The organism is Paenibacillus sp. PvP094 (assembly GCF_040546835.1).
Lineage (GTDB): Bacteria > Bacillota > Bacilli > Paenibacillales > Paenibacillaceae > Paenibacillus > Paenibacillus illinoisensis.
Map to the genome: position 1 here is coordinate 4,279,401 of NZ_JBEPOM010000001.1, position 13,549 is coordinate 4,292,949.

Here is a 13,549-nt window from a genome sequence, read left to right on the forward strand (position 1 = left end):
CAATTACGAATCAGTCACTGCAAAGGGGAGCAGCACATGGGGAAATCAAGAAGAACGGTGCAAATCGTCATTTTGTTATTGATCCTGGTGTTGGGCGGATATGCGATCACCACATCGGTATCCGGCTCGAATGGCAAGCCGAAAGAAGGGGACAAGGCTCCTTCTTTTGAATTGCTGGGCCTGGATGGTCAAGTGCATACGTCTGAAGAATATGAAGGTAAGGCCATGGTGATCAATTTTTGGGGCACTTGGTGTGAGCCCTGTGTGAAAGAGATGCCGGCGCTTCAAGCTCAAGCAGACAAGTGGAAAGATCAGGGTGTTCAATTTATCGGCATTAATGCTGGAGAAGATCAGATGACCGTGGATAATTTTGTTCGTCAGGTGGGAGTCAATTTTCCGATTATGCTCGACCGGGACAAAACTTCGATTCGGGATTTCGGAATCTCGCCGATGCCTACAACCTTTTTCGTATCGAATACGGGCAAAATCTCTACCATTCATATCGGTCAACTTGATTTGGATACGCTTGACGCTCAAATTTCACAGCTGGCGAAGCAGCCCTGACAGGAGGTCTAGTCGTGTTCCAGAATACCAAATGTGAATGTGGACATCAGAACCCGGTCGGTACCGTACTCTGTGAAGCATGCGGTAAGCCGCTGCTCGAAGCTGAGGCTAAATCGAAAGAAGTTCTGGAAATGCGCTATGATGGCAGGGCCCGTCGTTCGCAGCGCAGCAACCCGAATATCATTGATCGTGTGTGGAACTTTTTTTCATCCGTGAAGATTGCGGTCTATCTGATTGTATTTACCCTTGTAGGGTCCATGTTGGGAACCATCTACCCTCAAGAGAGTACGTTTCTCAACATTGATCCATCTGTGTATTACAAAGAAACCTATGGACAGTTGGGCCATATCTATTACCTGTTGGGTCTGTCCCATACATACGAATCCTGGTGGTTCATCCTATTGCTAGTTATGATCGGGGCTTCACTTGTCATATGCAGTTTAGACCGGGTGCTTCCGCTCTATAAAGCACTCAACAAGCAAAAAATCCGTAAACACATGCAGTTTCTAACGAGGCAGCGTCTGGTATACCAAGGTCCCATTGAAGAGGGGGCAGAAGAATGGATTACGAAAGCGGTTACGCCGCTTAAAAAGAAAGGATATCGAGTGCATACAGAGGGAGGTGCGCTGCTGGCCGAGAAGCAACGATTCGCCCGGTGGGGACCCTATGTTATTCACATCGGTTTAATTATTTTTCTTCTGGCTGTGTTGGCCCGTGGCCTTCCCGGACTTAATCTGGACGAGCATGTTGCCTTTCCGGAAGGCGAGATTAAGAAAATCCCTAATACCTCTATGTACTTAAAAAACGAACAGTTCAATGTTGAATTTTACAGTGAAGAGGAAGTTCCCGAGCAGTTTCGAAATTTGAACAAAATTGTTCCAAAACTGTTCGAAACCAAAGTCGTGTTATATGAATGCACCGCCGATTGCTCGGATCTGTCCAAGAAGCCTCAATTAAATGAGGTTGCCCGGCATGATGTAAGGGTGAATCATCCATTAAACTATCATGGGTTGAAAGCGTATCAGTTCGATTACGACCTTACACCTACCATTCGCTCTGTAACTCCTGATTTGGTCGATGCCAAAACGGGGGAGAAGTACGGTTCATTCCAGATTGACATGGTCGATACAGAGCGCTCCTTTGAGGTAGGTCCATATTCACTTACCGTAAAAGACAAGTTTATGGATTTTGGACTTGATGAAAACGGTCAGCCCAAATCCTTGTCCCCTTCACCTAATGCTCCAGCCTTTTTATTTGTAATTAAAGGCCCGGAGCTGCCTGAAGAAGGGATTCAATATCTTTATTTCGCAAAACAGGTGGATAAACAGCGTTTTAGGCAGGATTCAATAAACCAGCAGCTGATAGGGGGAGAAATTCCTCTGCAGCTTGAAGTTGACAGCATGGATAAGGTTGATATCATCCAATCCGTAAGTTATCTGAATATACGTGTAGATAAGGCAATGCCATTTGTCTGGGTTGGAGCCGGAATTGTGATGTTGGGATTGGTCATGGGCTTCTACTGGCATCACCGTCGTATCTGGATCCGAATTGATGATGGTCAGCTCACGCTGGGAGGACACACCAACAAAAACTGGTTTGGCTTCAGGCGTGAAGTATCAGCCGTGTTAAAACAGATGAATCTTGAAGTGGATGAGAAGTCGTTGGATAACGGGGGGAACCAAGGATGAGTTTATTGGATTTCAGCAGCGACGCATTTATTGTATCTTTTTTTCTCTATTGTGCTGCATTTTTGTTATACGCTATTGCTGTTATGGGCAAGAAGTGGAGTAATCGAGATCCTCAGGCTCATGTAGCCAGATGGGGGAAAAGAGCATTTATCGCTTCGATCGTTGCACTCGCGGCGCATTTCGTTTTCTTTTTTACGCGCTGGGCTGGAGCAGGCCACATCCCTGTCAGTAACATGTATGAATTCATGACTTTTTTATCCATGATGATCATGGTCGCATTTATTGTGGTATATGCCATCTATCGAAAATCATTGCTTGGACTGTTTGCATTACCACTTACCATTATTATTATGGCATACGCCGCCGTATTCCCACAGGAAGTACAGCCTTTAATCCCCGCATTGCAATCGATTTGGCTTAAAATCCATGTAACGCTTGCTGCCCTGGGTGAAGCCTTCTTCGCAGTTGGGTTCGCAGCAGGCTTCATGTATTTGCTCCGTACCGTTGATTTCAGTGGGAAAGACAAATCGTCCAGACGTCAGCGCGGCTGGGTGGAGTTTACCTTCGTTACGATTGTCGTTGTAATCGGGTTTATTGGAACCGTATTTGCCTTTCGTGCGACGGGGTACGAGACGGTTTTTGTCCAGAAAACGGCCAGCATTGACACAGAGGTACAGGAAGATAGTACAATAGAGAAAGTGATTTATCGCATGCCTCCAATTTTTGCACCTTATCAGAGTGAAGTGGAGAGTATGACACCGTTTCTTGGGATGAAGGAACCTCTACTTGAGACGCCATCCTGGATGAACGGAGTTAACGCCGGACGCAAATTGAATACGGTAGTCTGGTCATTGATTGTAGGTTTGATTCTCTATGGAATTATACGATTAATCGTAAGAAGACCGCTTGGACAAGCTCTACAACCTATGCTGGACGGCATTGATGCTGATGATTTGGATGAAATCAGTTATCGTGCAATCGCCATCGGTTTTCCGATATTTACATTAGGGGCATTAATTTTTGCCATGATTTGGGCTCAGATTGCCTGGAGCCGTTTCTGGGGCTGGGATCCCAAAGAAGTGTGGGCATTGATTACATGGCTTTATTATAGTGTGTACCTGCATTTGCGTTTATCCAAAGGGTGGCAGGGCCGAAAATCTGCTTGGCTTGCCGTGCTCGGATTCCTGGTTGTCATGTTTACGCTGGTAGGTGTGAACTTGATCATTGCCGGACTGCACTCTTATGCAGGAGCCGACTAGGATAGGCAGTTTCGCTAAAGTATTGGAGAAAAATCCATGAAACCATGCATTGCCCCTGCATCAAAAGTGGGCATTCAAATATTGTTCGCCAGATCGAACATAATAGAAGTGATTGGAGTTATTGCAAAGGGGCTGGAGTGGAATGGCAGAACATGAGAACCGGATACTGGTCGTGGACGATGAGGAACGGATCCGCAGACTTTTGAAAATGTATCTTGAAAAAGAAGGATATGAAATTGATGAAGCGGAAGACGGCGAGACAGCACTGCGAAAAGCAACAGCTGGAGATTATGGACTGATTTTGCTCGATGTTATGCTGCCTGGCATGGACGGTGTAGAAGTGTGCACTCGTCTTCGTCAGGTGAAATCGACTCCGGTATTAATGCTTACTGCAAAAGGTGAAGAAATTAACCGTGTTCAAGGATTTGAAGTAGGCGCAGATGACTATGTGGTGAAGCCTTTCAGCCCACGTGAAGTGATTTATCGGGTGAAGGCAATCCTGCGTCGTTCTTCGGCAACTGCATATCTGTCCAAAGAAAGTAACTCAAGCAACAATATCGTATTCCCTCATCTGGTTATTGAGCATGACGCTCATCGGGTAACTGCTGGTGGGGAAGAGATAAGTCTTACACCAAAAGAGTATGAGTTATTACATTACCTGGCGACATCTCCGGACAAAGTGTTCTCCAGAGAGGAATTGCTCAAGGATGTTTGGAATTATGAGTTTTTCGGTGATCTCCGCACCGTGGATACACACGTCAAGCGTCTTCGTGAAAAGCTGAACAAGGTGTCGCCCGAATCGGCGGCTATGATTACGACAGTTTGGGGTGTGGGTTATAAACTGGAAGTACCGAAATAGTTTCAATTTCTGGAGATCACTGGTCGGGAAGTTATGGATTACGATTATATGTCTCGTGGGCTGTGTGCTCATCGCGCTGGGTCTTTTTTTGCTACCGTATATCGATACGAACTTTGCGGAATCGGAGTCCAGAGACATCAAGCGCCTGTTCACATATGTCTGTATCATCGGGTTCAGTTTAACGACATTCTTCGCCCTCTTTTTGTTCACGAAGATCACTCAGCCGATGCAGCAGCTGATTCAGGCAGCCAATGCAATTCGCAAAGGAAATTATGGGACTAGGCTCTCTCTCGTGACTAGCGACGAGATTGGTGAACTGGCTAACACATTCAATCACATGGCGGCTCAACTGGAGGACAACATTCGGAACCTGAACCATGAAAAGGAACATTTGGCAAGTGTGCTTCGTAGCATGACGGATGCCGTTGTTACTTTTGATGGTGAAGGTAAGGTTATTCTGACGAATCCTCCAGGGGAAAAGATCATGCAGGCTTGGTGTGACCTGGATTGGGCACAGGACGAAGAGGGGCAGGAAGTAAACAATGGGGATGTGTCTTCACGGGAAGTTCCCGAACCACTGATTCCTTTGTTCAAACTGGTTATGGAGCATGGCGGCGATCAGAGCTCGAATGTGCATGTTCAGCAGGGAGTGTGGTCTGTTCAGATGACACCTCTATATGCAGATAGTGTTGTTCGAGGTGCGGTTGCCGTTCTGCGTGATGTGACTGAAGAGGTTCGTTTGGAGAAAATGCGTCGTGATTTCGTTGCCAACGTGTCTCATGAAATACGAACGCCGTTATCCATGATGCAAGGTTACAGTGAAGCTCTTCTGGATGGCATGGCAGCTTCTCCCGAGGAAAGTGAAGAATTGATTCAGGTCATTCATGATGAATCCCTACGGATGGGCAGACTGGTCAAGGATCTGCTGGATCTGGCCCGGATGGAAGCGGGGCATACGGATATGGCGATGAAGGAAGTCGATTTGGTGGAACTTCTGGAACGGGTGTATCGGAAATTCTCTGTACGCTCCAAAGAACAGGATATCCGGCTTCATTTTGAATGTAGTCAGTCAAGCATTATGCTTCAGCAGGCTGATGAGGATCGTCTTGAGCAGGTATTTACCAATCTGCTTGATAATGCATTTCGTCATACACCTCCCGACAAAAATGTCATTATTGCGGCCACATTGGCTGGAGATCATCGAACATCCATGGCTAAAGTGTCGATTAAGGATGAGGGTGCGGGTATTCCTACTTCCGATCTGCCATTTATCTTTGAAAGATTCTACAAAGCGGATAAGGCTCGGGTTCGTGGAGAAAGTGTGGGTACTGGGCTGGGTCTGGCGATAGTGAAAAATATCGTTGATGCGCATCATGGTATCATTCATGTGAACAGCACGCTTGGCGAAGGTACAGAGTTTATATTACAATTTCCGGTGAATTCCCCGAAATAGCCGGATTTCATACGAAAATTGTGGAAACACCCTCCTGAGGAGGGTGTTTTTTTGTTGAAGTGTACCGTTTAATCTTGTTCAACGTGGAACATATAAAAGTTGTTAAATTAACGAAACAATTATATTGTCCAAGATAATTTTCCCTCCAACGTGACATAAGCTTGAAAAACAAGGTAGTCAAAGGAGGATTGGATAACGCATGTCCGATAGGCGTAAACGGGTAAATATCAAAGCTTTTTTGGAAGGTAGATCGTTCAGGGCGGGATCGCCCTTCATTCCTATAACAACAGGTGAGCAGGAGCAATTTGAAACGTTACTTCAATCGTTGGCAATCACCATCCCCGCTGCAGTTAGTCAGCCTACATCTGCTAACATACTTGCGCTGCAGTCAGGATTACGGAATGTACTTACTTTTGTTAACGAGTCAGGTTTCCGTGCTGGCGTAAAAGCCGAGCTTCAAGCTGTATTGGAATTAACCATTGCAGCTTCAGAGGTCGTACCTGTTGCGTTAGTCAACTTGTCTGGCAACTTACAGAATCTGCTTGATGATCTGTTGAGTGTGACTTTGTTGCTTGAGGTACCCCCGCCAGAGAAAGATAAGCTTGTAGGATTGATTCGGAATACGTCTATAGCACTTAGCCGTTCAACCATAGGAATTGGTTCGTCCGGGATAACCGGACCTGCTGGTCCACCGGGGGTGCCCGGAGTACCCGGAGTGCCCGGTGTGCCTGGAGTACAGGGGCCGGCAGGGCCTCCTGGAGAGGCGGGCTTAGCGGGTCCAGTAGGCCCAGTAGGCCCAGCAGGTCCAGTAGGCCCAGCAGGTCCAGTAGGTCCGATTGGTCCCGCTGGACCACAAGGTGCTCAGGGTCCAGTAGGACCAACGGGAGCAGGGTTTAATAATGTAACGCCATATGATCCAACACAAGGTCCAAGTTATTCTCAAGGCCAAGTTGTCAGTTATGATGGGAATTTATATGTAGCTAATGTAAATAGCCCAACGGGTATCCCTGGAAGTTCGCCAGATTTTACATTATTGTTATCGGGTGGAACAACTGGTGCTACGGGAGCAACAGGTGCAGGTTTAACAGGCATCGTTCCTTTTGATCCTGCGCTTGCTCCGTCGTACGCTTCCGGGCAAATTGTTACCTATGCAGGTGGAACATATATTACGAATGTGGCATCTCCAACGGGGACTCCAGGAACTTCAGGGGATTACACATTACTAGCGAGTGCAGGAGTAACTGGCTCGACTGGAGCAACAGGCGTAGGTTTGGAAGGATCGGTGCCATTTGACCCTGCTGCGGCTCCGACATATCCATCAGGTCAGGTGGTTACGTTCAACGGCAGTACTTATATTACCAATGTGGCATCTCCGACTGGAACGCCAAATACCTCTCCGGATTATACGTTGCTTGCGGGTGTCGGACCTACTGGTTCAGCGGGTCCAACGGGAGCAACAGGAATAGGTTTAACTGGGATTTTGCCATTTGATCCGGCAGTGGCACCAACATATCCAGCAGGTCAAATTGTTACTTTTAACGGTAGCACGTATATAGCCAATACAGCATCACCAACCGGAACACCCGGAACGTCTCCAGACTACACGTTGTTGGCAGGAGCAGGGGTGACAGGCGTTACCGGAGCAACAGGGGTAAGCATAACAGGAAGCACAGGGAGTCCTGGAGCTACAGGTCCAACCGGATCGACAGGAGTAGGATTAAGCGGGATCTTGCCATTTGATCCGGCCGTTGCGCCGACATATCCAGCCGGTCAGATCGTTACTTTTAACGGTAGTACGTATATCGCCACTGTTGCATCCCCAACGGGAACACCCGGAACGTCTCCGGACTACACGTTGTTGGCGGGAGCAGGGGCTACCGGCGTTACTGGAGCAACAGGGGTAAGCATAACAGGAAGCACAGGGAGTCCTGGAGCTACAGGTCCAACAGGAGTAGGATTAAGCGGGATTTTACCATTTGATCCAGCTGTTGCGCCTACGTACCCAGCCGGTCAGATCGTTACGTTTAACGGTAGTACGTATATCGCCACTGTTGCATCCCCAACGGGAACACCCGGAACATCTCCGGACTACACGTTGTTGGCGGGAGCAGGGGCTACTGGCGTTACTGGAGCAACAGGTGTAAGCATAACAGGAAGCACAGGGAGTCCTGGAGCTACAGGTCCAACCGGATCGACAGGAGTAGGATTAAGCGGGATCTTGCCATTTGATCCGGCCGTTGCGCCGACATATCCAGCCGGTCAGATCGTTACTTTTAACGGTAGTACGTATATCGCCACTGTTGCATCCCCAACGGGAACACCCGGAACGTCTCCGGACTACACGTTGTTGGCGGGCGCTGGAGCAACAGGAGTAACCGGAGCAACGGGCGTGAGTATAACGGGCAGTACTGGGGCAACGGGTATAACCGGGGCTACAGGAATCGGTTTGGGTGGAGTGGTAGCATTTGATCCAGCTGTGGCTCCAACGTACCCAGCGGGTCAAGTGGTTACGTTCAACGGCAGTACGTATATTGCCAATGTTGCCGCACCGACCGGGACACCAGGAACATCTGCAGACTACACGTTGTTGGCAGGTGCAGGGGCAACAGGTGACACAGGAGTAACTGGATTGACTGGCTTTACAGGAAGCACAGGTGAAACTGGAGCAACAGGTATCACGGGGATAACGGGTGCAACGGGTATCGGTTTGAGCGGAGTGGTACCCTTCGATCCGGCTGTGGCTCCAACGTACCCAGTGGGTCAGGTAGTTACGTTCAACGGCAGCACGTATATTGCCAATGTCGCTGCACCAACCGGAACACCGGGGACATCTGCAGACTATACGTTGTTGGCGGGAGCAGGGGCAACAGGGGTCACGGGTATTACAGGTTTTACAGGTGAAACCGGGGCGACCGGAATTACAGGTATCACAGGTGCGACAGGTGTTGGTTTGAGTGGAGTGGTATCCTTCGATCCAGCTGTGGCCCCAACATACCCAGCGGGTCAAGTGGTTACGTTTAACGGCAGTACGTATATTGCCAATGTTGCCGGACCGACTGGGACACCAGGGACATCCCCAGACTACACATTACTGGCTGGCGCAGGAGCAACAGGTGTTACCGGATTCACCGGTGGTACAGGTGAAACTGGAGTAACTGGCGCAACAGGAGCCACAGGAATCACAGGGATAACCGGAGCGACCGGAGTTGCAGGGACTACAGGGACTACAGGCATTACAGGTTTTACGGGTGAAACCGGGGCGACAGGAATTACAGGTATCACGGGTGCAACAGGGGTTGGTTTGAGTGGGGTGGTACCATTCGATCCAGCTGTGGCACCAACATACCCAGCGGGTCAAGTGGTTACGTTTAACGGCAGCACGTATATCGCAAATGTTGCCGGACCGACAGGGACACCGGGCACATCTCCAGACTACACGTTGTTAGCAGGTGCAGGAGCTACCGGAGTTACTGGAATAACTGGAGTTACTGGCTTTACGGGAGGTACAGGTGAAACTGGGGCAACAGGGATCACAGGTATCACGGGCGCGACAGGAATTGGTTTGAGCGGAGTGGTACCTTTCGATCCAGCTGTGGCACCAACATATCCTGCGGGTCAGGTTGTAACATTTAATGGCGGAACGTATATAGCGAATGTTGCTGCCCCAACCGGAACACCAGGAACCTCCCCAGACTACACATTACTAGCAGGAGCGGGTGCAACAGGGGTTACAGGTATAGCGGGTGTTACAGGTGAAACTGGAGCTACAGGGATCACGGGTGCAACGGGAATCGGTTTGAGTGGAGTAGTACCTTTCGATCCGGCCGTGGCTCCAACGTACCCAGCTGGTCAAGTGGTTACGTTCAACGGCAGCACGTATATTGCCAATGTTGCCGCACCGACCGGGACACCAGGAACATCTGCAGACTACACGTTGTTGGCAGGTGCAGGGGCAACGGGTGTTACCGGATTATCTGGAGTAACCGGTGGTACAGGTGAAACTGGCGCAACAGGAGCCACAGGGCTCACAGGGATAACCGGAGCGACCGGAGTTACAGGGGCTACAGGACTTACGGGCATCACAGGTGTTACCGGTGAAACTGGGGCGACAGGAATTACAGGTATCACGGGAGCAACGGGTGTCGGTATGAGCGGAGTGGTACCATTCGATCCGGCCGTGGCTCCAACGTATCCGGCAGGTCAAGTGGTTACGTTTAACGGTAGTACTTATATTACGAATGTTGCCGGACCGACTGGGACACCGGGCATATCTGCAGACTACACGTTGTTGGCGGGAGCTGGTGCAACAGGTGTTACTGGATTAACTGGAGCAACCGGTGGTACAGGCGAAACTGGAGTAACCGGAGCAACAGGAGCCACAGGGCTCACAGGGATAACCGGAGCGACCGGAGTTACAGGGGCTACCGGACTTACAGGCATCACAGGTGTTACCGGATTAACTGGAGCAACCGGAAGTACAGGCGAAACTGGAGTAACTGGAGCAACAGGAGCCACAGGAATCACGGGGATAACCGGAGCGACCGGAGTTACAGGGGCTACAGGACTTACGGGCATCACAGGTTTTACAGGTGAAACCGGGGCGACAGGAATTACAGGTATCACGGGAGCAACAGGTACCGGTTTGAGTGGAGTGGTACCATTCGATCCGGCCGTGGCTCCAACGTATCCTGCAGGTCAAGTGGTTACGTTTAACGGCAGCACGTATATTACGAATGTTGCCGGACCGACTGGGACACCAGAGACCTCCCCAGACTACACATTACTGGCGGGAGCCGGGGCAACAGGTGTTACCGGATTAACTGGAGTAACCGGTGGTTCAGGCGAAACTGGAGTAACCGGAGCAACAGGAGCCACAGGGCTCACAGGGATAACCGGAGCGATCGGAGTTACAGGGGCTACCGGACTTACAGGCATCACAGGTTTTACAGGTGAAACCGGGGCGACAGGAATTACAGGTATCACGGGAGCAACAGGTACCGGTTTGAGTGGAGTGGTACCATTTGATCCAGCCGTGGCACCAACATATCCAGTGGGTCAAGTGGTTACGTTTAACGGCAGCACGTATATTACCAATGTTGCTGCACCAACGGGAACACCAGGGACATCCCTAGACTACACATTACTGGCAGGTGCAGGGACAACGGGTGTTACCGGATCAACTGGAGTAACCGGTGGTACAGGCGAAACCGGAGTAACCGGAGCCACAGGAGCCACAGGAATCACGGGGATAACCGGAGCGACCGGAGTTACAGGGGCAACAGGGGTCACAGGCATCACAGGTTTTACAGGTGAAACTGGTGCGACAGGTGTAACAGGAGCTACTGGTGTAGGTGTAACCGGAAGTACCGGAGCGACAGGAACAACTGGTGCAACAGGAAGTACTGGTGTAACAGGAGAAACCGGTACAACGGGAGCTACTGGAGTAGGCATAACGGGAAGCACCGGGGCAACAGGAGCTACTGGGGTAGGTGTAACCGGAAGTACCGGGGCAACAGGTACAACAGGAACCACAGGTACAACGGGACTTACAGGTGCAACTGGAGAGACGGGTGCGACTGGCATAACAGGAGCTACAGGTGTCGGTACCACTGGTGCAACTGGTGCCACAGGAACTTCAGTTACAGCAGCATCTTCTTATGCAGAGAATACGAGTGGTACAATTCTTGTTCTTTTGGGCGGAACGGTTGTACCTCTGCCTAATAATCAAAACATTGGTACCGGCATTACCGTAAATGGAACTAATGATACGTTTACTCTCGCTACGGCCGGACGTTATTATATTAGTTACAAAATCAATCTTACAGCAGCACTCGCTGTCCAATCTCGAATACTGCTAAACGGTGCTGTAGTTCCACCAAGTGTAATTTCGCCAGTACTTTCACTTAGCCAGTTAGCAACCGACTTTATTGTAACCGTCACAGCTGGATCAACCATTCAACTGCAATTGTTCGGTTTGGTTGCAACAGCAGTATTGTCACCTCCAGGCGCCACACTCAACATTATTCGATTAAGTTAATTACAAAAAAAGAGACGAACCCTTCTGGGTTCGTCTCTTTTGACTATCTATGCGTGATGTGGCATCTATTCAAGAACAATTTCAACAGCTGTATTAAGCTCAGGCAGACCTGTAAGCTGGACAAGGACATCTTTTGGAACTGCTTTATCCACTGTCAGAATCATGATTGCAGCACCACCGATAATCTTCCGTCCCACTTGCATGGAGGCGATGTTGACATCATTTTGACCAAGCAGCGTACCTACCCGTCCGATGATACCTGGCTTATCGTTATGGGAGATCAAAATTTGGTGACTTTCTGGAGCGATATCAACCGGGAATTTGTCCAGGCGTACGATCCGTTCTCCGTAACCTGCAAGGAGCGTTCCGGCTACACGGCGTTCCTCTGCATCTTGTGTTGTTACCAACGTAACTGTGATGAGGTTAGTAAACCCTTTAGTTGCGGATGTTTGGCTTACAACTACATTCAGATCACGGGTTTTAGCCAGATGCATGGAGTTAACGATATTTGCTTCTCCGCCCAGATGCCTAGCTAGAATACCCTTAACAATGTAACGAGTGAGTGGCGACGTATCAACTTCCGAAAGGTCCCCTGCATAGTCAATTCGAATCTCTTGCACGGCATTTTGTGTAATTTGGGCTGCAAAGCTACCCAGGGTTTCACCCAGCTTAAAATACGGCTGGAGTTTATTCATCACGGTTGGTGCAACCGCTGGCATGTTCACAGCGTTTTTGAACGGTTCATTCCGCAAAATATGAAGTACCTGCTCCGATACATCAATCGCTACATTTTCTTGTGCTTCCACGGTGGAAGCTCCAAGGTGTGGCGTAACGATGATACTTGGGTGGTTCAGGAAAGGATGATCCTGTGCTGGTGGCTCGCTTTCAAACACGTCAAATGCAGCACCTGCAACAATACCTTCATCGATTGCTTCCACAAGGGCCATCTCATCAATAACTCCGCCACGAGCACAGTTGATAATGCGCATACCTTTTTTCATGATTTCAAATTGTGCACGGGAGATCATGTGTCGAGTTTCAGGTGTCAATGGAGTGTGTACGGTCATAAAGTCAGCATTGCGAATGATGTCATCCACGCTGGCCAGTTTAACTTGAAGTTTCTCTGCACGTTCTTGAGTCAGAAACGGGTCGTATGCCAGAATATCCATACCAAAGGCTTTGGCGCGTTTGGCTACCTCACTGCCGATTCGTCCCATTCCGAGTACACCCAGAGTTTTATTTCTGAGTTCCACACCCAGGAAGGTCTTGCGATCCCATGTACCTTGAATGGTTTTGGCGTATGCCTGTGGGATGTGACGTGCCAATGCCATCATCATGGCAAATGTATGCTCACATGTCGTGATGGTATTACCATCGGGCGCATTAATAACGATGATACCGCGTTGAGTGGCAGCCTCCAGGTCAATGTTATCCACCCCAACCCCTGCACGGCCAATGACCTTGAGATTTGTTCCAGCAGCCATAATACGGTCTGTAACACGAGTTTGGCTTCGAACGAGAAGGGCATCATAATTACCAATAATGGCTACAAGCTCATCTTCACTAAGACCGGTATTTTTCTCAACTACAACATCATTTGCATCCACCAGTTGCTGAATACCCAGATCACTGATTGGGTCCGATACTAACACTTTGTACATGGTTTCTTCCTCCTTAGTATGTGTATCT

At 49.3% G+C, this 13,549-nt stretch carries 7 protein-coding genes; 6 read left to right on the forward strand and 1 reads right to left on the reverse strand.

Annotation, left to right across the window (positions count from 1 at the left end):
• Nucleotides 1-36 precede the first annotated feature (36 nt).
• From ABIC22_RS19710 to ABIC22_RS19735, 6 genes are all read left to right on the forward strand, one after another.
• Complete coding sequence (locus tag ABIC22_RS19710) at nt 37-564, forward strand: redoxin domain-containing protein (protein WP_095290532.1); 528 nt, start codon at nt 37-39, stop codon at nt 562-564.
• Nucleotides 565-578: 14 nt separating this feature from the next.
• Nucleotides 579-2,252 carry a cytochrome c biogenesis protein ResB gene (resB, locus tag ABIC22_RS19715; protein ID WP_127537968.1) on the forward strand — a complete coding sequence of 558 codons (1,674 nt, stop codon included), beginning with the start codon at nt 579-581 and terminating at the stop codon, nt 2,250-2,252.
• The gene (gene ccsA, locus ABIC22_RS19720) at nt 2,249-3,511 is read left to right on the forward strand and encodes a cytochrome c biogenesis protein CcsA (RefSeq protein WP_127537969.1); all 1,263 of its coding nucleotides are present in this window, start codon (nt 2,249-2,251) and stop codon (nt 3,509-3,511) included. Before resB ends, ccsA begins: the two co-directional genes overlap by 4 nt.
• 142 nt (nt 3,512-3,653) lie before the next feature.
• The gene (locus ABIC22_RS19725) at nt 3,654-4,370 is read left to right on the forward strand and encodes a response regulator transcription factor (protein WP_017687664.1); all 717 of its coding nucleotides are present in this window, start codon (nt 3,654-3,656) and stop codon (nt 4,368-4,370) included.
• The gene (locus ABIC22_RS19730) at nt 4,339-5,823 is read left to right on the forward strand and encodes an ATP-binding protein (RefSeq protein ID WP_281280794.1); all 1,485 of its coding nucleotides are present in this window, start codon (nt 4,339-4,341) and stop codon (nt 5,821-5,823) included. Before ABIC22_RS19725 ends, ABIC22_RS19730 begins: the two co-directional genes overlap by 32 nt.
• A 199-nt stretch (nt 5,824-6,022) precedes the next feature.
• On the forward strand, nt 6,023-11,860 hold the full coding sequence (locus ABIC22_RS19735) for a BclA C-terminal domain-containing protein (RefSeq protein WP_354483255.1): 5,838 nt from the start codon (nt 6,023-6,025) through the stop codon (nt 11,858-11,860).
• Nucleotides 11,861-11,925: 65 nt separating this feature from the next.
• Here the strand turns inward: ABIC22_RS19735 and serA are convergent, their stop codons facing one another.
• On the reverse strand, nt 11,926-13,521 hold the full coding sequence (gene serA, locus ABIC22_RS19740) for a phosphoglycerate dehydrogenase (protein WP_154895586.1): 1,596 nt from the start codon (nt 13,519-13,521) through the stop codon (nt 11,926-11,928).
• Between the last annotated feature and the right edge of the window lie 28 nt (nt 13,522-13,549).